The sequence below is a fragment of the Caballeronia sp. GAFFF2 genome, from assembly GCF_023631485.1.
GTDB lineage: Bacteria > Pseudomonadota > Gammaproteobacteria > Burkholderiales > Burkholderiaceae > Caballeronia.
The window spans coordinates 69,082-88,913 of record NZ_JALQDA010000054.1; the positions used below are offsets into that span (position 1 = coordinate 69,082).

20 protein-coding genes are annotated in these 19,832 nt (G+C 62.1%); 7 read left to right on the forward strand and 13 right to left on the reverse strand.

All coding sequences use genetic code 11. The annotated features are described in order from the left end of the window. Window positions 1-14: 14 nt before the first annotated feature. Window positions 15-1,148, reverse strand: coding sequence for a glycoside hydrolase family 88 protein (locus NCT04_RS33035; RefSeq protein WP_250470030.1), 1,134 nt, complete (start codon window positions 1,146-1,148; stop codon window positions 15-17). Window positions 1,149-1,470: 322 nt separating this feature from the next. Between NCT04_RS33035 and NCT04_RS33040 the strand changes: the two genes are divergently transcribed. Genes NCT04_RS33040 through NCT04_RS33055 form a run of 4 tightly spaced genes read left to right on the forward strand, consistent with a single transcriptional unit; the run spans window position 1,471 to window position 4,893 of the window. Continuing rightward, complete coding sequence (locus NCT04_RS33040; RefSeq protein ID WP_250470031.1) at window positions 1,471-2,754, forward strand: MFS transporter; 1,284 nt, start codon at window positions 1,471-1,473, stop codon at window positions 2,752-2,754. 35 nt (window positions 2,755-2,789) lie between these two features. Then, window positions 2,790-3,992, forward strand: a complete 1,203-nt coding sequence (locus NCT04_RS33045) for a CaiB/BaiF CoA transferase family protein (protein WP_250470032.1) — start codon at window positions 2,790-2,792, stop codon at window positions 3,990-3,992. After that, a complete protein-coding gene (locus NCT04_RS33050) occupies window positions 3,989-4,426 on the forward strand; it encodes a MaoC family dehydratase (protein WP_250470033.1) in 438 nt (145 codons plus the stop codon). The genes NCT04_RS33045 and NCT04_RS33050 overlap by 4 nt, the downstream gene beginning before the upstream one ends. After that, window positions 4,423-4,893, forward strand: coding sequence for a MaoC family dehydratase (locus NCT04_RS33055; RefSeq protein WP_250470034.1), 471 nt, complete (start codon window positions 4,423-4,425; stop codon window positions 4,891-4,893). The genes NCT04_RS33050 and NCT04_RS33055 overlap by 4 nt, the downstream gene beginning before the upstream one ends. Before the next feature lie 9 nt (window positions 4,894-4,902). Here NCT04_RS33055 and NCT04_RS33060 read toward each other — a convergent pair whose 3' ends face one another. The 5 genes from NCT04_RS33060 to NCT04_RS33080 form a co-directional block, all read right to left on the reverse strand. After that, window positions 4,903-5,931, reverse strand: a complete 1,029-nt coding sequence (locus NCT04_RS33060; protein WP_284509490.1) for a LacI family DNA-binding transcriptional regulator — start codon at window positions 5,929-5,931, stop codon at window positions 4,903-4,905. A gap of 528 nt (window positions 5,932-6,459) precedes the next feature. Then, the gene (locus NCT04_RS33065; protein WP_250470036.1) at window positions 6,460-7,677 is read right to left on the reverse strand and encodes a CaiB/BaiF CoA transferase family protein; all 1,218 of its coding nucleotides are present in this window, start codon (window positions 7,675-7,677) and stop codon (window positions 6,460-6,462) included. A 20-nt stretch (window positions 7,678-7,697) separates the two neighbouring features. After that, complete coding sequence (locus NCT04_RS33070; protein ID WP_250470037.1) at window positions 7,698-8,519, reverse strand: CoA-transferase subunit beta; 822 nt, start codon at window positions 8,517-8,519, stop codon at window positions 7,698-7,700. Between the two features lie 9 nt (window positions 8,520-8,528). After that, the gene (locus NCT04_RS33075; protein ID WP_250470038.1) at window positions 8,529-9,416 is read right to left on the reverse strand and encodes a CoA transferase subunit A; all 888 of its coding nucleotides are present in this window, start codon (window positions 9,414-9,416) and stop codon (window positions 8,529-8,531) included. Next, on the reverse strand, window positions 9,413-10,597 hold the full coding sequence (locus NCT04_RS33080; protein ID WP_250470039.1) for a LacI family DNA-binding transcriptional regulator: 1,185 nt from the start codon (window positions 10,595-10,597) through the stop codon (window positions 9,413-9,415). Before NCT04_RS33080 ends, NCT04_RS33075 begins: the two co-directional genes overlap by 4 nt. A 303-nt stretch (window positions 10,598-10,900) precedes the next feature. Here NCT04_RS33080 and NCT04_RS33085 point away from each other — a divergent pair, with 303 nt between their 5' ends. Genes NCT04_RS33085 through NCT04_RS33095 form a run of 3 tightly spaced genes read left to right on the forward strand, consistent with a single transcriptional unit; the run spans window position 10,901 to window position 13,657 of the window. Further along, on the forward strand, window positions 10,901-11,923 hold the full coding sequence (locus NCT04_RS33085; RefSeq protein ID WP_250470040.1) for a substrate-binding domain-containing protein: 1,023 nt from the start codon (window positions 10,901-10,903) through the stop codon (window positions 11,921-11,923). A 16-nt stretch (window positions 11,924-11,939) separates the two neighbouring features. Continuing rightward, window positions 11,940-12,842, forward strand: coding sequence for a CoA transferase subunit A (locus NCT04_RS33090; protein ID WP_250470041.1), 903 nt, complete (start codon window positions 11,940-11,942; stop codon window positions 12,840-12,842). Continuing rightward, on the forward strand, window positions 12,839-13,657 hold the full coding sequence (locus NCT04_RS33095) for a hypothetical protein (RefSeq protein WP_250470042.1): 819 nt from the start codon (window positions 12,839-12,841) through the stop codon (window positions 13,655-13,657). The genes NCT04_RS33090 and NCT04_RS33095 overlap by 4 nt, the downstream gene beginning before the upstream one ends. Here NCT04_RS33095 and NCT04_RS33100 read toward each other — a convergent pair. The 7 genes from NCT04_RS33100 to NCT04_RS33130 form a co-directional block, all read right to left on the reverse strand. Further along, entirely contained in the window at window positions 13,654-14,340 is a 687-nt protein-coding gene (locus tag NCT04_RS33100; RefSeq protein ID WP_250470043.1) for an HAD family hydrolase, read from the reverse strand. The two genes, NCT04_RS33095 and NCT04_RS33100, sit on opposite strands and share 4 nt — an antisense overlap. Beyond that, window positions 14,337-15,386 carry a LacI family DNA-binding transcriptional regulator gene (locus NCT04_RS33105; RefSeq protein ID WP_250470044.1) on the reverse strand — a complete coding sequence of 350 codons (1,050 nt, stop codon included), beginning with the start codon at window positions 15,384-15,386 and terminating at the stop codon, window positions 14,337-14,339. The genes NCT04_RS33100 and NCT04_RS33105 overlap by 4 nt, the downstream gene beginning before the upstream one ends. A gap of 130 nt (window positions 15,387-15,516) precedes the next feature. After that, window positions 15,517-16,263: a malonate decarboxylase subunit alpha gene (locus NCT04_RS33110; RefSeq protein ID WP_250470045.1), complete on the reverse strand. Its 747-nt coding sequence runs from the start codon at window positions 16,261-16,263 to the stop codon at window positions 15,517-15,519. A gap of 8 nt (window positions 16,264-16,271) precedes the next feature. Then, the gene (locus NCT04_RS33115; protein WP_250470046.1) at window positions 16,272-17,036 is read right to left on the reverse strand and encodes a CoA-transferase subunit beta; all 765 of its coding nucleotides are present in this window, start codon (window positions 17,034-17,036) and stop codon (window positions 16,272-16,274) included. Beyond that, window positions 17,029-17,958 carry a CoA transferase subunit A gene (locus NCT04_RS33120; protein ID WP_250470047.1) on the reverse strand — a complete coding sequence of 310 codons (930 nt, stop codon included), beginning with the start codon at window positions 17,956-17,958 and terminating at the stop codon, window positions 17,029-17,031. Before NCT04_RS33120 ends, NCT04_RS33115 begins: the two co-directional genes overlap by 8 nt. Continuing rightward, entirely contained in the window at window positions 17,955-18,761 is an 807-nt protein-coding gene (locus tag NCT04_RS33125) for an ATP-binding cassette domain-containing protein (protein WP_250470048.1), read from the reverse strand. The genes NCT04_RS33120 and NCT04_RS33125 overlap by 4 nt, the downstream gene beginning before the upstream one ends. 6 nt (window positions 18,762-18,767) lie before the next feature. Further along, the gene (locus NCT04_RS33130) at window positions 18,768-19,775 is read right to left on the reverse strand and encodes an ABC transporter permease (protein WP_250470049.1); all 1,008 of its coding nucleotides are present in this window, start codon (window positions 19,773-19,775) and stop codon (window positions 18,768-18,770) included. Between the last annotated feature and the right edge of the window lie 57 nt (window positions 19,776-19,832).

Here is a 19,832-nt window from a genome sequence, read left to right on the forward strand (position 1 = left end):
GCTCGTAACCCTGTTCATTCGTTCGAGGTCTGTGCGAGCGAACCATGCACGGCGCGTCCGCTGCGCCGCCCTTGCTCACGGATGCCCTGCAATGCCAGCAATGACTTGAGAAAATAATAGTCGCCATAGATCGTAGATTCATCGATGCCCAGACCGTGTGGCAGATCCGCCGTTGCATGTACGAGTATGGGCGCAATATTCTTCGATGCGAGGCAGTTTGAGCACAACGCTTCAAGCATCGTTTCCGCGAGGTCGAGGTAGCTCGATTCCGATGTGAGTTCCCACAACCGAATCAGTCCATAGGCAGTGATCGCGCCGGCCGACGAATCCTTGACCGGCGCGTCGCCTGCCGAATAATCCCAAGGCGGCACGCGATCTGCCGGCAGATTCTCTTTCACGAAACCCGCGACGCCACGCGCCGCAGCGAGGTAGTCCTCTGCGCCAGTCATGTCGGCGAGCATGGCGAAGCCGGCGAGCGCCCAGCTCTGACCGCGGGACCATGCGCTCGAGGCATCGAGTCCCTGGTAGGTGTCGCCTTGCAACGGCGTACCGTCCGCAGGATTGAACGTGAATACGTGATACACGGAACCATCCGCGCGCAGATGATTGTTCAGCGTCGTCCTTGCATGAAGATGTACGACCTCAAGCAGACGTTCATCCGCACCGTGATTCACGGCCCATACGATGAGCGGCAAATTCATCAATGTGTCGATGAGCACCGAGCCGGACCAATTCTCGCCTCCAAAGAAGCCCCAGCCGGGAATGAAGCCGCCATTCGGATTGAACTGCGCCGCAAGGCTTCGAGCCGCAGTCAGGGCCGCGTCAAAGTAGCGTTGATCTGCGGTGAGACGCCAGCCCCTTACCGCGCTCGGATAGAACATGAAACCGAGGTCATGGTTCACGGCGTCAAGCGCGCGCGGCAACAGACGATCGGTTAGCGATGTAGCCGCGTCGCGTAAAGCAGGACTTTTGCGCACCTCGTAGCCCAGCCAAACGAGGCCCGCCCAGAAGCCACCGGTCCAGACGCCATCAGACGTATACCGCCATTCCCCATGCTGTGTGATATGCGGGAAGTCGCCGCCGCGATCCGCCTGCGCACACACCTTATCGACGGCTGCTTCGATTCCTTGGTCTAACCAGTTGCTCATATCCTCTCCCGTTGATAGACGTCCGCCTCTAAATTGACGGTTACGCTACTGACAACGTTGTCACTTTGCGTCAAAACAGATTTCGTTGCAAGCGTCACAACCTGGCAAAAGTTTGATTTAACGGCCTCAATATGAGTACTAAAGCCGTTTGCGGGCATAAATCAGGGTAAACGTACTGAAGCTATCGCGACTGTGACTTGACATCGCTGTCATATGCCACCTATTGTTGACGCAATTGCTGATTGTTTTCCTACGTCTCGGCAGCTTTCGCTGGTGTGCAGCCGTGCGTGACCACAACCACATGACCCCCTGGAGACAAGAGATGCCCGGGACACCGCTTCCCATGAAAAGATGGTGGATCATCCTGCCAATCGCTTTCGTCACCTACAGCCTCGCGTACCTTGACCGCGCGAACTATGGGTTCGCAGCGGCGGCCGGTATCGATCACGATCTGAGTATTAGTCGTTCGACCTCATCGCTACTTGGCTCGCTCTTCTTTCTTGGCTACTTCTTCTTCCAGATTCCAGGTGGCATGTATGCCGAGCGACGCAGCGTGAGGCGGCTGATTTTTTTCAGCCTAATCGCATGGGGTGGTCTTGCCGCGCTGACAGGTGTAGTCACCAGCATCCCGATGCTAATGGCGGTGCGCTTTGCGCTGGGGATCGTCGAGGCGGCCGTCATGCCATGCATGCTCGTGTATGTGTCGAACTGGTTCGTGCGGCGCGAACGATCGCGCGCCAACACCATCTTCCTGCTTGGCAACCCCGCGACCATCCTGTGGATGTCCGTGGTGTCCGGCTACATGGTGCAGTCGTGGGGCTGGCGGGCGATGTTCATCGCACAGGGCCTTCCCGCTGTGCTGTGGGCGTTCGTGTGGATCGCTGTGGTCAGGGATAAGCCATCGCAAGTGAACTGGCTGAGCGATGCAGATAAACTCGCGCTTGAAACCACGCTTGCCGATGAACAAAAAGACCTCGCGCCGGTTAAGAATTATCGCGAAGCTTTCAAGTCTACGACCGTGTGGAAGCTCGCAGGCGTGTTGTTTTTTCAAAGCCTCGGCTTCTACGGTTTCCTGTTGTGGCTGCCGTCCATTTTGCGGCACGGCGCAACGCTCAGCATGGTCAACACGGGCTGGCTTTCTGCCGTGCCTTATTTCGGCGCAGTGCTTTGCATGCTCCCTGTCGCCTGGGTATCAGACCGAATGCAGAACCGCAAGCTCTTCGTGGCCGTACCGCTCGCCATTGCGGCATCGTCGTTTTTCGCGCTCTACTTCGTCGGCGCGGGCAGCTTCTGGATGTCGTTTGCGTTGCTGACGATCGCGGGCATTTCCATGTACGTCGTGTTTCCGCCGTTCTTTTCAATTGCGCCCGAAGTCTTGCCGCGCACTGTTGCAGGTGGCGCACTTGCGTTGATCAATAGCGTTGGCGCGCTTGGCTCGTTCCTCGGTTCCTATGCAGTAGGTTATCTGACGGGTCTGACTGGCGATCCGGCTTCTTCGTATCTCTTCATGGGCGGCTCGCTGATCGTGGCAGTCGCGCTGGCGAGCAGCGTGCGCCGTTCACATGCGGAGCCATCGTCGCCGCTGCCAAACCCGTCCGCCTCTTGAACCTACATTAACTCTGAACACACAGGGAGAAAGGAATGCTCGAAGGAATGCGCATTGTCAGCTTTTGTCATTATTTGCAAGGGCCAGCATCGACGCAATATCTTGCAGACATGGGCGCAGACGTCATCAAGGTCGAAGCGATCGGCGGTGCTTACGAGCGGCACTGGTCCGGCGCAAGCGTGTTCGTTGAAGATGTGAGTGCGTTTTTTCTTTGTGCCAATCGCAACAAGCGAGTGATTGCGTTGGACCTTAAGTCGCTTGAAGGACTGGACATCGCGCAAAAGCTAATCAATGGAGCCGATGCAGTCGTCGAGAACTTTCGTCCTGGCGTGCTTGATCGTCTTGGTCTTGGCTACGAAGCAGTCAAGGTACGCAAACCAGACATTATCTACGCATCGGCAAGCGGCTTTGGCGGATCAGGTCCGATGCGCGATATGCCCGGGCAAGATCTCATGATCCAGGCGCGCACGGGACTCGTGGCGGCATCGGCGGGCGGGGCAACGGCGGTGGGCGCGGCCATCTGCGATCAACACGGTGGCGCGCTACTCGCCATGGGTATTCTCGGCGCGTACATCAAGCGCATGAAGACAGGAAAAGGTACGCGCGTGGAGGGCAACCTCTTCAACGCAGGCATCGACCTTCAGGCCGAAGCGATCACCAACTATCTGACGGCGGAAAAGAACGCATCGGTGTTTGGGCGAGACGAGCATCTTGCAACGTGGTTCCATCAAGCGCCTTATGGCATTTACCGCACGGCCGACGACAAGCCAGTGGCGATTTCGCTGAACAATCCATCGGTCTTTGCAGAAGCGCTCGACGATAACGGTTTGCGTGAACTCGCGCAATGCAACCCCTATGAGGAACGCGACGCCTACGCACGTGCCACTGCTGCGGCTGTCAAACGGCATAGCCTCGCTGCGCTCTCGGCCGCACTCGACGCGAAGCACATGTGGTGGGCACCGGTGCACGACTACAGCGATTTGCGCGAGAATCCGCAGGCAATCCACAACCGTGTATTCGAAACCGTTGATATCAAGAGCGGTCAGGCAATGTTGATCAACCATCCAATACGCTACGACGGGGCGACGCCTCCCGTGCGCCATCTGGCGATCGAGATTGGCCACGATACGCGGGAGATACTCGAAGAGCTAGGATATGGCGATTCGGGCATTCGGTCGCTTGCTGATGCCGGCGTGATCTCCGGACGCGGTATATCGCAAACGGCGGCTTCAGCATGAGCGACTTCTACCTTCAGCCCGGCGATACCGTTTCCCAGGAACGCACCGTCATGAGCGAAGTCATTCGAGCGTTTGCAGACTTGAGCGGCGATCACTCGCCCAATCATGTTGATGAGGCAGCAATGAACGCAAGCGCTTACGGCCGTGTAATCGCGCATGGCGCGCTGATGATCGCGTTCATGTCGTCGTGTTCGACGGAGATCGTAGAGCGCGTCAGCGGCGCGAGAGAGCACGAAACGCCAGTATCGCTCGGCTATGATCGCGTGCGCTTTCTTGGGCCGGTGTTCACTGGTGACACAATCACAATCACATACACTGTTCGCGAAGTCGATGTTGCTCGCCGTCGCGCCGTGTCGGAAATACAAATCGTCAATCAGGCTCTCGAACTGGTGTGTGTTGCTCAACACATTCTCAAATGGGTCACTACGACATGAACGCGGCAGGCAAAATCGAAGCATTGGGCCGTTTCTTCGACGACCTCGAAGTGGACGAATCCATCGACTTGGGCGAAGCGACCTTCAGCGATGCTGACATCATGGCTTTTGCCCACGTTGGCGGCGACTTCTATGAAGTGCACACGAATGACAAAGCCGCACGCACACTAGGCTTCGAGCGTCGAATCGCGCATGGCCTTTTGATCGTAGCGCGGGTCGATGCAATGAAGATGCGTTGTTCGTGGCGTCTGCAGGCGGTGGCCACGCTCTCGCTCAAGTGGGACTACAAGCAGGCGGTGCTGAGCGGCGATCGCATTGTGGCGACCATGCGCGTCAAGTCGAAACGTGAAACAAAAAGGCCGGACCGTGGCATAGTCGTCTTGGCAATCGATGTCTTCAACCAACGGGGCGAATGCGTGCACACAGGTGAGACCACCACCATGATGATTCGCAATCACACCGCCTGAATCACGTTGTCACGAACGCGGCCGTCTTGCTGCGGCCGCCTGCCCTGTCGTACCGCGAATGACGAGACGCGCCTCCAGTTCGACGCTATCGAGAGGCGACTTTCCGTCAAGGATATCGATCAAATATTGTCCTGCTTGCGTGCCCATTTCAGCCGCGGGCACTTGCATGGTCGTGAGCGGTGGGTTTAGATGCGCGGCGAAGTCGAGGTCGTCAAAGCCCGTGATCGAAAGGTCGGTGGGTACTGCGATGCCTGCCGCTTCGCATTCGGCGAGGCAACCAAACGCCAGAATGTCGCTCGTGCAGATCACTGCTTCCGGGCGCACAGGCAAGTTGAGTAGCTTCCGCATGCCGTTGCGACCCGACGTGATTGCATAGGTGCCTTCTATGATGCGTTCTGGAGGAATTGACAAACCGTGCGCTTTCAATGCCGCTTCGACGCCCTCGATGCGCGCGCGTACACGATCGTTATCCTTGCGCACGCCAGTGAGCATCGCAATCTCTGTGTGCCCTAGACTCAGCAAGTAGTCGGTGACCTGCCGCGCGGTGCGCGTATTGTCAAAGCCCACGCAAGGATGCGCGGATTGTGGCGTGTACACATACGTGTTGACGTACGGCACGTTGCGAAGGCTGAGGAAGTCGTAGAGCGCGCGCTCGTGCGCGTCACCTACTAGCACGATGCCCTCTGCACCGCGTTCGATCAAGAGTTGCGCCTGCTCGAGTTCCTTACGTACGTCAAAGCCGGACGTCGTGACGATCAGCGAGTAGTTGTCGGTCGCAAGGTGGACTTCGAGCGCATTGGCAAGCCGCGCATAAATGGCGTGTTCGAGCGTGGGTAGAACGGCGCCGATCATACGCGTGCGACGCGAGCGCAGTGCACGCGCTGCATTGTTCGGCGTGTAGCCGAGCTTTCGCACCGCGGCAAGGACGCGTTGTGCCACTTCGTCACGAACGATATCCGGTGTGCGCAGCACGCGCGACACCGTTGAAGCAGAGCAACCGGCCGCGAGAGCGACATCGTTAAGACTGACAGGGGCCATAAGATTGCAATCGTTGTCTGCCAAGCAGAAGGGCGAGTATCCCCGACGCGGCTTTCCACTTGACGGGGAAGGCACCAAATGCGAAGTCGAGGACGATACGCAAAGTTTGCGACGGCTAAATTTTTAGAATCCTCCCTGACAACGTTATCACAAAGTCAGTGGGGTCCCAGAGCGACGCAGCTAAAATGGCAGTTTTCTGCCTCAGCGATTCACACGAGCGTCTGAGGCACTCATCCAAACAGCCGATCCGCGTCATGCTCAAGCCCGATTCAGTTGCGCTATGTAATGATGGGTTCAACGATCGCAAACACGCCTATCCGCTGCAATGCAGTGCAACTTTTTCTGCCGCGCCGGTGGAAACATCGTCTGACGGCAGGCTCGTTAATGACCGCTGATTCGCCCGGAAGCGGCGTCGAGTCGTGCGACCCCAAGCCGCCCTTCACCGCCAGACGACTTTGCGACGGCTGGGGACCCTTAACGTCGGTTGTTATATGTGTGTGCTTGCACGCGTGGCGCTCCGCTTCGCCACTAGATCAAGCCGTCCTGACGCAGCGCCGCAACATCGGTGTCGCTCAGACCCAGCCATTCGTCGAGTACGCTGGCGTTGTCCTCACCCAGCAGCGGCGCGGATTTGCGGATACTCGCGGGCGTGGCCGACAAGCGGATCGGCAGTCCCTGCATCGGCACGTCGCCGGCTTTCGGGTGATGCACGGTCGTGACATGACCGGCCTCGCGCATGTACGGACTGGCGACCACATCAGCGACCGTCGCCACTTTCGAGGACGACACTTCCACCGCGCGCAATCTTGCGACGACTTCGTCGGCATCGTGATGCGCTACCCACTCGGCCACGACAGCCTCGATCTCCACGATATGGCTCATGCGCGCCGCATGCGTGGCGAAGCGCGGGTCGTCCAGCAACTCCGGACGCTGCATCGCGCGTGCGAGACGCGGAAAATGTGCATCGTTGCCCGCGATGAGATAAACCCAGTGACCGTCACGAGACTGAAAGGTCTGCGCCGGCGATGAATAACGATCCCGGCTGCCAACCCGCGTCATCGTGCGCCCAAGCAGGGCCTGCTCGGACACGGCGGTCAGCAGCAAGGACACGCCGCTGCCCATCAGGCTGACATCGACCATCTGCCCTTCGCCCGTCTTGTCGCGATGCGCGAGCGCGGACAGCACGCCGATTGTCGTATAGAGCGCCGTCGTGTAATCGACGATGAATGTGCCCGCCACCGTCGGCGGTCCGTCGGGTTGGCCGGTGAGATCCATCAGGCCTGTCGATGCCTGCGCGATGGCGTCGAAACACGGCTCGCCGGCCATCGATCCCGTCTGCCCATAACCGGAGATGCGCGCCATGATGAGCCGCGGATTGAGCGCGTGCAGCGTGTCCCAGTCGCAGCCCATCTTCTCCATCGTGCCGGGCCGGAAGTTCTCCACGACGACATCCGCCTTCGCGATCAGATCGCGCAACAGCGCCTGCGCGCGCGGCTCGCGGAAGTTCAGCGTGAGGCTGCGCTTGTTGCGGTTGAACACCATGAAATAGATGCTCTCGTCCTCGATCTTCGGCGCGAGGGCACGCGTGTCGTCGCCGGTGCGCACGCGTTCGACCTTGGTCACGTCGGCGCCGAGATCGGCGAGTTGCATCGCACAATGCGGGCCGGCGATGAAGCGCGACAGGTCGAGCACCTTGAGGCCCGCGAGCGGACCGGGGCGCGTCGTCTCTTCGTTGGATGAGGTCATGTCTGCAGTCTCCATCGGGCTCAGGCACGCAACAGCACACGATGCGGATCGATCACGGTACGGATCAGGCGCAATTCGTCGCCGCTGGGCAACTCGGTCGCGGGAATGGATGCGGGCCTGAGCGGCGCAAACGACATGTTGTCCAGCACTTCCTCCAGCGTCACGCCAGGGTGCAAGGACGCGATGCGCATCTGCTTCGACGCGGGATCGAAGTCGAACACGGCCTTGTCCGTGACGACACGGTGCGGGCCGCCACCGGGCAAGCCCAGTTCCTCGCGCGAACGTCCGCGGCTGACATGCCCCACGCTCGTGATGAAATCGACCTCCTCCACGAAGGTGCGGCGATCCAGATCGACGACGACGACGGGCCGCGCCACGAACGCAAAATGTTCCGTCTGCGCCAGGCAGCCGACGAGCCGCACCTTCGGGTGCCGATAATCCCCGATGGCCGTGATGTTGAGGTTGCCATGCCGGTCGATCTGAGCGGCGGAATCGAAACACATGTCGAAGGCCAACCGCGCGAGCATGTCGCACTTGACGCCGGTATCCGACGGACTTGCCGCCGCCGGCCATTTCGTGAAGGTATCCTGACGAATATCGGTGGGCACGTTACCGAGATCCGGTTCCAGCAGATTGCCCCAGTAGACGGCCGATGACGGCGCGTGCAAAAGCTGCGCGAGACGCACGGCGGTCAGCGGAATGCCGACCGCGAGCGTGAATGCGCGCCCGTTCGTGCCCACGCCAACGAACACCAGATCGCCGTCGCGCACCTGTCGCGCCACCACGCTGGTCAACAACTCGTTGCTCGTGAAGGCGGAAGTTTCGATGGTCTCTGTGATCATGAAATGTCCTCAGGAAGCGACATCGAGCGCGCGCAATGCGTCGATGCCGCCCACTTTCTGCAAATACGCCTCGTGCGATGCCACGTTGCGCGCGAACTCATCGAGATAGGCGGACGCGCCCTCGCGCGTGCGGCATCTTGCGAGGTATTCGGCGAGATGTGCTTCATCCTCGTTGTAATGTCCATCGCAGGCGACCGGATGCGCGCCGTAAGGCGCTTCGACGATCGCCTCGACCCAGTTGCCCGGAATGTAGGTGAGCGTCGGCCTGCGCCTGATTTCGTCGTGCGGGATGATCTTTTCCACCGTCACGATCAGGCGCCTGGCCGAGCTGCCGATCATCTGGTCGATGTCGTCGCTGTCGCGCACGATCGGCCATTGCACGTTGCCATGGCGATCGCCCACGTACCCGTGAATGATCGTGAAGTCGGATTTCGCCGCGGCGATCGCATGCAGCGGCTTGCCGGAAAACGGGCACGCGAACTCGCGAATCTGTTCAGGATTGAAGCGTGCGACATCCGAGCCGAGGAGCGTGCGGATCGGATGAAACTCCACGCCCGCCGAGGCCGCCCGAAAGCGCGCGACCATCGCCGTTTCCGAAAAGTCGCGCACCTCGATTTCGCCCGCTTCGACCGCGCGGCGAAAATTCGGCGCGAGACCATGACTGAACATGCCCGCGTAAATGCCTTCCCAGCGACGCACGGCACCCGCCGCCGCCAGCATGTCGGTCGCGGTGGTCGTGGCCCACGTCAGCAAGGTCAGATCCTTGATGCCGCGTCGAATGAGCGCGCGCACTGCGGCGTTCGGCTGACGCCTGAGCAGACTGCCGCCGAGCGCCAGCGTGCAGCCCGATTCGACCGGCGCGAGCGCGGTGTCGAGATCGACCAGCTTGTCCTTCATGATTGAGAGGTCCTCCTGGATGAGCGCGCTATCGAAGCAGCGCGCGTGCTTTGGGCCTGCGTTTTCGCCGAAGCGTCGGCGTCGTGCGTTTTCTGAACCTTGAGCGCCCTGAGCGGTTTCACCCCCTTGAGCGCGTGGGGCGGCGCCGTGGTGCCGCGCACGATGAGTGACGTGTCGAGCGTCACGGTGCGCGGTCCGTCGCTGCGCTCGCCTTCGATACGGCGCATCAGCAGGCGTGCCGCGTTGAGGCCGATATCGCGCTTCGAGTAATGCACCGTCGTGAGCCGGACGAGCGGATGGTTTGAAAGAAAGATATCGTCGAAGCCGATCACGGAGACATCGCGTGGCACGTCGATGCTCATTTCCTTTAGCGCGCCCAGCGCGCCGATGGCCATCAGATCGTTCGCCGCGACGATGGCGGTAGGCGCCGCTTCACGCGTCCACAATTCGCGTGCCGCAATGCTGCCCGACTCCATCGTGTAATCGCCCTGCACCACGAGCGCCGCGTCCGATACGAGACCGTGGGCCCGCACGGCTTTCCTGTATGCCGCGTAGCGATCGTTGGCCGATGGCGACGAAGCCGCGCCCTTCACGAACGCAATGCGCTGGTGCCCGAGCTGGGCGAGATACTGCACCGCCGCGCGTATGCCGCCCGCGCCATCGACGCCGACCTGATCCGCCCTCAGCACCTCGCATGGGCGATTGACGGTCACGACGGGTACATCGGCAAGACCGAGCAGCCGTGCTTCGTCCTCACTGAAGGTCTGCGAAACGAGGATCAGACCTTCGACATGCTGATCCAGCAGCGAACCGGCATAAGCCATCTTGCGGTCCGCGTAGAACTCGGTATTGCAAAGGATGAGATTGTTGCGCTTCGCCCAGAGCACCTCTTCCACGCCCCGCACGATCTCCGCGACATACGGGTTGGAAATGTCCCCGATGATGAGCCCGACCGACCCGCTTCGACCGGTACGCAGGCTTTGCGCCGCGCGCGATACCCGATAGCCGAGTTCGGCCACCTTCTGCTGCACGAGCAGGCGCGTCTGCTCCTTCACGTAAGGCTTGTTCGCGAGCACGTTTGACACCGTGGCCGGCGACACGCCGCACGCCGCGGCCACATCGAGAATGGTGGGCCGCTCGGTCGCTTCAAGCGGCTCGGGCACCGTCGTCTGCTTCGACATCAGGGATACACCCAAGGAAAAAGAGCTTGCATCAGAATAAAAACGTTTCAATAATTCTGACTCATCATGTTATCGAACGCAACAGGGATGACCCGATATGACAAGATGCGGCTGATGACAGCGAGGCCTTCCGATGCTTGATTACCGCACTTTCTTGCGTCAGGCGCGAAAATGGCCGGTGCGCAGACCTTTTCCCGACGAATGGCGTCATTTTATTAAAACGTTTTACATTTTCGCTGCCAAGTCCACGGCACGGAATCAGAAACCGCCATCGTCGCCATTCCACCCAGACAGGAGACAACCATGTCCAGCTATCCGCAAGCGCCCATCACGCGCGGACGGACAGGCATACGCCGCCGCGACATCCTCAAGCTCGGTGCAGCCGGCGTGCTCGGCGGCCCGTTGCTGCTGGCGCCGGTCGGCGCGGCCCGCGCGGCATCGGGCGACAAGCTCACGATCGGCGCGATCATCTATGCGCGCGACTCGCAGTTCTGGCAGCAGATCGAGCGCGGCATGCGCGATGCCGCCAAGGCCAATGGTGCGGAACTGCTCGTCGGCATGAACAGACGGCAGTTGCCGGTGGAAAGCCAGCTCGTCGATGACTACATGACGCGCAATGTCGATGCGCTCATCGTCCCGCCACTCGACAAACAAGGCACGGAGGCGGCGGCCAAACTCGCGAAGGCCAAGGGCATCATGGTCGTGGAATACGACACGCAACTCGCGGACAAGTCGATTGCGAGTCACTCGATCGGCGTGGACAGCTTTGCGCTCGCCTCTGCGGTCGGCAAGGAGATGCACGACTACATCGAGAAGCAGCTCAAGGGTGCGGCGTCCATCGGCCTGATCTCGCTGCCGCCGATGAACGCGAACAGCGGACCGCGCCGCGACGGCATGCTGAAGGCGCTCTCGGACGTGAAGCTCAAGGTGGTCGCGGAAGTGTCCGGAAGCACCCCGGAACAGGGTGCCAACGGGCTGGAGAACATCCTGCAGCGCGACCCTCACACGCAGATCGTGTGGGCTTCCAATGCGGGCACCGTGGCGGGCGCGGCGGTGGCGGCCACGCGCTCTAAAGCCGAAGCGAGGCTGTACGGCATCGATATGAGTCAGGAACTCGCCAGCATGTTGCTCGACCCGAAAAGCAATCTCGCGGCGGTCGCGGACCAGCAACCGTACCGCGTCGGCTATCTCGCGGTCGAAACGGCGGTGAAAGCCAAACGCGGTTCGAATGAAAAGCGCTACGTGATGGTGCCGCCCAAGCTCTACACCAGGGAAGACCCGGCAAGCGTGAAGCAATATCTCGACCTCGTGAAATCCCTGTCGTGAATCCACCCGGAACGAAATGATTGCACCAGCCAGCAAGCTAAGAACACTCGACGAAGCCGTCGCGCTCGTGCCCGACGGCGCACGTGTCGCGCTCGGCGGTTTCGCCGTCTATCAGAAGCCGATGGCCTTCGTGCGCGCGCTCGCCCGCGCACGACGCCGCGATCTCACCATCGTCGGCACCGCCAACAGCTACGACATCGATCTGCTCGCGGGCGCGGGTTGCCTGAAGGCGGTCGAGACCTCCTACGTCGGACTGGAAAAACACGGCCTCGCGCGCAACTTCCGTCGCCGCGCGGAAAGCGGCGCGTTGAAGATCGTCGATTATCCGGAGATGGCGAGCTGGGACCGTTTTCGCGCGAGTCAGGAAGGACTCGCGTTCTGGCCCGTGAGCTTTCTGGGCGGCAACGACGTGCTCACGCACAACCCGGATATCAAGACGTTCGCGTGCCCGATCACCGGCCGCCCGATGCAGGCGCTGCCCGCCGCCAAACCCGATGTCGTCGTGATCCACGCCGTCGCGGCCGACGAGCAGGGCAACGTGATTTTTCCGGCGCATCGGCTGTTACCGCAGAACGGCGACGTGCTGCTCGCGCGCTCGTGCGAGACGGTCATCGTGACGGTCGAGAAAATCGTCTCGAAGGCGTTCATCCGCAAGCATGCGCACCTCAATGAAGTACCGTCGTACCGTACGACAGCGGTGGTCGAAGTGCCGTGGGGCGCGCATCCGACGCCGGTGCTGTCACGCTATCTCGCCGACGAGGAACACATGAGCGAGTACGTCGAGGCATCGTCGAGTCCCGACGCATTCGATGCCTACCTGAAACGTTACGTCTTCGAGCCGCACGACCAGCACGATTATCTAGAGCGCGTCGGCGCGGCCCGTCTTGCGCGTCTTTTCGATCTTGAGTCCCTGCTATGAACCCGTCCGCCACCCTTCACGAGACGCTCGCCGTCGTTCTGGCCCGCACCTTCGTCGATGGCGAAGTGGGCTTCACCGGCCTTCTGACGGGCGCCGCCGCCGCTGCATACGGCACGTCGATCCCGCTCGCCGCGATGGAACTCGCGCGCCGCATGCAAGCCCCGAATCTGACGATTCTGCTCGCGGGCTGCTATCACAATCCCGTGCTCGACGATCTCGAACGCCTGCCCGATTCCGAGCACGATGCCCTGCTACGCGACCTTCCTTGCGAAGCGCAGATGACCAACTATCCCGGCCCGTGGGTCCTCAAGCGGGGCGACGTGCGCTTCGGCTTCAGCAGTGCCGTGCAGGTGGATCGCATGGGCAACATCAACAGCGTATGCATCGGCGCGCATGACAAGCCGAAGGTCCGGCTCGTCGGACCGATCTTGCAGCCGGAACACATGACGCTGTTCGGCCGCGAATACGTGATGATGCCGCATCACGACCGGCGCAATTTCGTCGAGAAAGTGGACTATGTATCGGGCGTTGGCTATCCCGGCGGTCTCGCAGGACGGCGCGAACTGGGTTTGTGCTCGGGCGGTCCGTGCATGGTGGTCACGCCCAGGTGCGTTTTCGACTTCGACCGTGAGGCGGGCCGCATGAAGGTCGCGTCGATTCACGCGGGCGTGAGCGAAGAGACTCTACGCGAGGCCACCGGCTTCGATCTCGGCGAACTCGACGGCGTGCAGCGCACGCAGGCTCCGAGCGACGAAGAACTGAGCATCCTGCGCAGGGAGGTCGATCCGCGCAATATCCTCGCGCTGCGTGACTAACGAAGCGGAGGCGTCGCGGCGAGCGTATCGATGATGTCCGGCAAGTCCGCGAACGCCTTCAGCACGACATCCGAACGCGTTGCAAGCCCGGCGCGCGGATCGCCGTAACCGTAGCTCGCCCACGCAAAATAAGCCCCGATATTTCGTGCAAACCCAAGGTCCGCCGCCGTATCGCCGACCATCACGATTTCTTCGGCCTTCATGCCGGGAAACGCAGGGGCGATCAATTGCGTGTAGGAAGCCGGATCGGGCTTTTTCGGCACGCCTTGCGGGTCGCACACCGCGAGATCGATGAAGGACGCCAGACCGTAATGCGCAAGCGCGATATCCACGGATGCAGGCGCCTTGTTGCTCGCGATCACGAGCGCGCGGCCGCTCGCTTTCAGTTGCGCCAGCGCTTCCTTCACGCCCGCAAACAGATGACTGTGCGCGATACCGTGCTCGCGATAAAGCGCGCGGTATGTGACCGCCCATTGCCCGGCATCGCGCGCGTGGGACGTGCCGGCGTTGAGTATCGCCATAGCTTCGGCCATGACCACGCCGGTTTCGATGACCGCCTCGCGCCGCTCGACGCCCGGACGCGTGACGCCGTAGTGATCGAAGGTGCGGTCGATGCAGAAGGCAATGGCATCGTGCGTGCCGCACAGCGTGCCGTCGAAATCGAGAATGCAGAGGCGGATCATCGTGACTTCTTTTTCGACGGAACCGGGCCCGTCGATCCGCGCACGATGAGCTTCATCGGAAAGAGCACCTGCCGGGCCTTCTTGCGCTTCTTGCGGATGCGGTCCAAGAGCAGCGCCGCGGCGGCCGCGCCCATGTCGCGACGCTGCAGCGCGATGGTCGTCAGATCGATCCGCGCATACGACGCCAGCTCGATGTCATCCAGACCGACCAGCGAGAGATCGCCAGGGATGGACAGACCGGCTTCGGAAGCGGCGTTCATCACGCCAATGGCGCTCATGTCGTTGGCGGCAAGGATGGCCGTCGGCCGCTGGCTCATCGAAATGAATTCGCGCGCCGCGCGATAACCGCCATCGACCTGATAATTGCCCTGGATGACGAGCGCGGGATCGTCGTCGAGTTTCAGGCGCTCGATCGCGATGCGATAGGCGTCGAGTCGTTCGTCCGCCGTGGTGGATTCCGTCGGCCCGCGAATGAGGCCGATGCGCTTGTGCCCGAAGCCCACCAGATGTTCGATGGCGGCGGTGATGCCTTCGTGATTATCGGCGCCGACGTAATCGTCCTGATACTGACGCGAGCGCCGCTGAAGCAGCACGAACGGCGTGCCCGAGTTGAGCAGTTCGCGCACGAGCGGCGGATCGCAATACTGCGACAGCAGCACGAGGCCGTCCACGCGGCGGTCGAGGAGCACATGCATCTGCGCGATCTGCTTTTCCAGCAAACCGTCGGTGTTGCAGACCAGCAGGCTGCACGACTCACGCTCCGCCATGTCCTCGACGCCGCGCAGAAAGTCCGGCGACGAAGGGTTGGCGACATCGGCCAGCAGCACGCCCAGCGTGAAGGTGCGCTGCATTCTGAGCGCACGCGCCACTACCGACACACGATAACCCAGACGGTCAGCGGCTTCCTGTACCTTCTGGCGCGTCGACTCCTTGACGTTGTCCTTGCCCGACAGCGCATTGGACACGGTGGACAGCGCGACGCCCGCCTCGCGGGCGACATCGTGTATGGAGACTTTCGTTTTGATTGCTGTGGCTTTTTTGACCATTGCATCTTCCATGGTGGCCCACCGGCGCGCCGCTTCCGTGGCGGCAGACCACCGGTTCATCTGGCTGCCATTATTGCATCTTTAGTCCCCGCGAAAAAACGTTTTCATTGCAATGCGTCAAGGCCGTTTTTCACAGTCTGGTCGAGAGCCGCCGCGTGAGCGAGAACAGTCGGCGCGCACCGACATGCTGCAGATACACATCGTGATCGATAGCATCCGTTTCGAACTCTTTAGGATCGTGGTCGTAACGTGCATCGCAGGCGGATGGATGCGCACCGTAAGGCGCCTCGATCACGCACGCCACCTGATCCGCCCGCAGCAGCAGGCGTGGCGCGCTGCGACGGATGGTTTCGTCGCTCACGATCTGTTCCACCGATACGATCACGCGTTTCGATGCGCGCGCCATCGTTGCGTCGAACATGGCGGTGGGGTCGCAGTCCGCGTCGAGCGCGACGTTGCCATGGCGATCCGCCGTATGCGCATGAAGAATCGCCACGTCGGGCCGCAGCGCGGCGGCGATCCGAACCGCCTTGCCGGTGAACGGATCATCGACGGCCTCGACCGCACGATCCGAGCTCCAATCGGCGGAAGGATCGAGCGGCATGAAGGCAAGGCCGGCGGCCGCGGCACCGAGGCGCGCGCGCAGCACGTGCTCATCGCCCTCGACGATGTGACAATCGCCCTTGATCCAGGCGTCGAGGTTCATGTCGCGGTCGAGCCGGACGATCCGCAGACTTCGCCGTCCCTGACGCGCAATCTCGCGCACGAGCGCCATCGGCACGCGGCGGTTCGCGCGTCCGCCCACGGCGAGTGTCGCGCCGTCACGAATCATGGCGACGGCATCGGTCAGCGTGCCTACCTTGTGTTGTCGTTCCATGGAATGCCTCATGCGCCGAGATACACGCCGTCCGGATCGATGACATCTCGAAGCAGACGCAATTGCTCGACGGTCGGCGCGGCGAAGGTGCCGGGCGAATCGGCGAGGCCGAGTTCGAAGCCGCAGCGCGATTGCACATCGTCCACGCTCACGCCCGGATAAAGCGCATCGATTCGCATGCGCCGTGTCGAAGGATGAAATCCGAGCACCGCGAGATCGGTGATGACGCGCACCGGTCCCGCGCCTGGCAGCCCCGCAGCTTCGCGCGCGCCGGGGCCATCGAGAAAACCGGGGGTCGTCACGTATTGCAGCCGCTCGACGAAACGCCGCTTGTCCAGCCGCGCAATCACGACGAAGCGGCCCGCCATGCTGGCGATATCGTTCGCGCCGCCGCTGCCGGGCAGACGCACTGTCGGCGCGCGGTAATCGCCGATCACGGTCGAGTTCAGATTGCCGTGCGCATCGATTTCAGCCGTGCCGAGAAAGCCCAGATCGATCACGCCGCCTTGCAGCAGACTCAACGCGTAAGCCGTGCCCGCGATCATCGGCGCGCCGCATGCAAGGCGGTAATCGCCGACGCCGCTCGCCAGTTCGCGCGGCTGCGGATCGACGATGCCCGATTCGAATACCAGCTTCACATCGGGCGCGTGGGTGGCTTTGGCGAGATACGCCGCGACCATCGGCAGGCCGGTTCCGATGAACGCGACGTCGCCATTGCGAATCTCGCGCGCGGCCGCGACGGCCATGGTTTCGTCCGGAGAGATGTCACGCATGGCCACGCTCCGCGGGAATGAAGCCGAGCGCGGGATCGACGCGCAGACGCAGCAACCGCGCAATGCCGATACGGTCGAGATACGCCCAGTGATCGGCGGGCGCGTGCACATGTTCGTCGAGAAAAGCCTGCGTGGCTTGCGGCGTCCGCGAGGCATCGTAATAGTCCTGCAGATGCGGCTGATCGTGCAGGTAGTAACCGAAATTGCCGAGCGGATGCGCACCGAACGGCGCATGCACGACGGCATCGACGAGCAGGCCGGGCAACACCGTGAACTCGGGGTTGCGCCGGATGGTTTGCGTATCGACGAGGTCCTCGACCGATACGATCACATGCCGAGCCGCGCGCGCCTGCTCCACGATCACCGAGGTCGGACCGTACAACTGCACGTTGCCCTGCTCGTCCGCGCGCGCCGCGTGAATGATCGCCACGTCCGGGGTGAGCGGCGACACGGCAAGCACCCTGTCGCGCGCATCGAACGGCGATTCGATCAGACGCGACTTCGCTTCCCGAGGCTCGAAGCCGGGCGTGGCGAGGATATCGGTGCCGGACATGGAGCGCATCGGCATGAAGGGCAGACCCATCGCGGCCGCGCCGAGGCGGTTCACCATGCCGAAGTGGCTGTGATCCTCGACTTCGATCGCACCACGCTCCACGCCTTCCGAAAAGCGCCGGCAACGGCCGAAGCCCTCGAACACGAAGTTGGAGAAGTACGCCCGGTCCAGCGCGTTCGCCGCCGCGAGAAACTCCGCGACCCAGCATTCGGCCACGCCCATCAACGTGAGATGTTTCGCGCCGCGTTTGATGAGTGCGCGCAGCAGCGCCATCGGCTGATGCGAATGCGCGAAGCCGCCCGCCGTGATCGACATGCCGTCGCGCACCGCATCGAGCGCGGCGTCCATCGAAACGAGCTTGCCGGTCATGATGCGGCGCCTTCCGCGATGCGCGGCTCGAATGGCGTCGGCTCCTCGATCCAGCGTTCGGTCGCGCCCGTGATGAGCGACACGATGGCATCCGCGCTGCCGAGCTTCGACGTGGGCACGTCGCCGACTTTCTCGCCGCGTCGCATGACCACGACGCGATCGCTCATTTCCATGACCATCGGCATGCTGTGCGTGATGAGCACGACCGCCGTCCCCTCGTTGCGGATCTGGCGCACGCTGTCCATCGCGCGCCGCGTCTCCTGCACGCCGAGCGCGGCGGTGGGTTCGTCGAGCAGGATCATCGAGCGTTCCCAAAGACGCGCCCGTGCGAGCGCCACCGCCTGGCGCTGGCCGCCGCTCAGGCCCGCGACATTGGCCGAGGTGCGCGGCACGTTGATCGACAAATCTTTCAGCACATGCGCCGCGCGGCGGTGCATCTCGCGCTTGGCGAGCATCCTGAACGGCCCGAGCCGCCGCACGATCTCGCGGCCGAGATAGATGTTCTCCGCGACCGTCAGATTGCTGCACAGCCCGAGATCCTGATACACCGTTTCGATGCCGAGTTCGCGGGCGATGTCGGTATTGTCGAGCGCGACGTTCTTTCCATCGAACTCGATACCGCCGGAAGTGGGCCGTGTCGCACCCGACAGGATCTTGACCAACGTGCTCTTGCCCGCGCCGTTGTCGCCGACGAGCGCGACGGTCTCGCCGCGCGAGATGTGGAAGTTCACGCCGCGCAACGCTTCGACCGCGCCGTACGACTTGCGAATGTCGCTCGCCTTCATCAGAAAGGAAGGGTTCATGGTCGCTTACTCCGGACGCCAGCCGGCGCGGCGCAGCATGCTCCACCACACGGCCAGAATGATCACCAGACCTTGCGCGATCATGAAAACGATGGGATCGACGCCCATCAGCACCATGCCGTTGCGCAGCGTCGCGACGAACAGCACGCCGAGCACGGTGCCCGCCATGCGTCCCGCGCCGCCCGCGAGCGTCGTGCCGCCGACGATGACCGCCGCGATCACGTCGAGTTCCAGCAGGTCGCCAACGGACGCGCTGCCGCTGTTCAGGCGCGCGACGAACATCACGCCGCCGAGCGCCGCGAGGCATTGCACGACCACGAACACATAGATGCGCATGCGGAGAACCGGAATGCCGTAGCGCGTCGCCGTCACCGCGTTGCCGCCCAGGGCATAGAGATGCCGTCCGAAGCGCGTGCTGGACAACGTGAACCATCCGTAGGCAACGACGATCAGCGTGAGCAGGATCGGCACCGGCAGCCCGAACAGATGCCCGAACCAGAGCGACGCCAGCGAATCCGGCAAAGGTCCGATATTCGTGCTGTCGCTGACGAGAAACGCGAAACCCCGCACCGCCGACAGCAAGCCGATGGTCGTGATGAACGACGGAATGCCCCACAGCACGCGCAGCCCGCCGATGAACACGCCGGTCAGCGCGGCCACGCCCATCACGCAGACGAAGGCGAGCCACATCGGCATGCCGGCCTTCACGACGAACAGCGCGAACAGCGTGCCTGCCAGACCGACGCTCGCGCCCACCGAAAGATCGATCTCGCCCGCGATAATGACCATCGTCATGCCGACCGCGACGATGGCGGTGACCGAGGTTTGCGTGAGAATCGACGATGCGTTGTCGAGGCTGGCGAAATGCGGGGCGATCGCGCTGAACAACGCGATCAGAAACAGAAGCCCCAGGCCCACGCCGATTTCCGTGCGCCATGTGCCGATCGTCTCGCGCCATCGTCCCGCGTCGGCGGGCGAGCGGGAATCGTGAACGGCTCGTTGTGTCGCGTCCAAAGTGCGCCTCCTTGCTTTCGATGCGAAGAGATTCGCATCGGTCTCCGTCATTATTTT

Excerpts from the sequence above, each read along its gene's own strand:
- NCT04_RS33055 (WP_250470034.1), top strand. The coding sequence starts at position 4,423 with ATGAACGCGGCAGGCAAAATCGAAGCATTGGGCCGTTTCTTCGACGAC.
- NCT04_RS33040 (WP_250470031.1), top strand. The coding sequence starts at position 1,471 with ATGCCCGGGACACCGCTTCCCATGAAAAGATGGTGGATCATCCTGCCA.
- NCT04_RS33110 (WP_250470045.1), bottom strand. The coding sequence starts at position 16,263 with ATGGAACGACAACACAAGGTAGGCACGCTGACCGATGCCGTCGCCATG.
- NCT04_RS33080 (WP_250470039.1), bottom strand. The coding sequence starts at position 10,597 with ATGTCGAAGCAGACGACGGTGCCCGAGCCGCTTGAAGCGACCGAGCGG.
- NCT04_RS33100 (WP_250470043.1), bottom strand. The coding sequence starts at position 14,340 with ATGATCCGCCTCTGCATTCTCGATTTCGACGGCACGCTGTGCGGCACG.
- NCT04_RS33115 (WP_250470046.1), bottom strand. The coding sequence starts at position 17,036 with ATGCGTGACATCTCTCCGGACGAAACCATGGCCGTCGCGGCCGCGCGC.
- NCT04_RS33045 (WP_250470032.1), top strand. The coding sequence starts at position 2,790 with ATGCTCGAAGGAATGCGCATTGTCAGCTTTTGTCATTATTTGCAAGGG.
- NCT04_RS33125 (WP_250470048.1), bottom strand. The coding sequence starts at position 18,761 with ATGAACCCTTCCTTTCTGATGAAGGCGAGCGACATTCGCAAGTCGTAC.
- NCT04_RS33075 (WP_250470038.1), bottom strand. The coding sequence starts at position 9,416 with ATGAAGGACAAGCTGGTCGATCTCGACACCGCGCTCGCGCCGGTCGAA.
- NCT04_RS33065 (WP_250470036.1), bottom strand. The coding sequence starts at position 7,677 with ATGACCTCATCCAACGAAGAGACGACGCGCCCCGGTCCGCTCGCGGGC.
- NCT04_RS33095 (WP_250470042.1), top strand. The coding sequence starts at position 12,839 with ATGAACCCGTCCGCCACCCTTCACGAGACGCTCGCCGTCGTTCTGGCC.
- NCT04_RS33050 (WP_250470033.1), top strand. The coding sequence starts at position 3,989 with ATGAGCGACTTCTACCTTCAGCCCGGCGATACCGTTTCCCAGGAACGC.
- NCT04_RS33090 (WP_250470041.1), top strand. The coding sequence starts at position 11,940 with ATGATTGCACCAGCCAGCAAGCTAAGAACACTCGACGAAGCCGTCGCG.
- NCT04_RS33120 (WP_250470047.1), bottom strand. The coding sequence starts at position 17,958 with ATGACCGGCAAGCTCGTTTCGATGGACGCCGCGCTCGATGCGGTGCGC.
- NCT04_RS33060 (WP_284509490.1), bottom strand. The coding sequence starts at position 5,931 with ATGGCCCCTGTCAGTCTTAACGATGTCGCTCTCGCGGCCGGTTGCTCT.
- NCT04_RS33105 (WP_250470044.1), bottom strand. The coding sequence starts at position 15,386 with ATGGTCAAAAAAGCCACAGCAATCAAAACGAAAGTCTCCATACACGAT.
- NCT04_RS33070 (WP_250470037.1), bottom strand. The coding sequence starts at position 8,519 with ATGATCACAGAGACCATCGAAACTTCCGCCTTCACGAGCAACGAGTTG.
- NCT04_RS33085 (WP_250470040.1), top strand. The coding sequence starts at position 10,901 with ATGTCCAGCTATCCGCAAGCGCCCATCACGCGCGGACGGACAGGCATA.
- NCT04_RS33035 (WP_250470030.1), bottom strand. The coding sequence starts at position 1,148 with ATGAGCAACTGGTTAGACCAAGGAATCGAAGCAGCCGTCGATAAGGTG.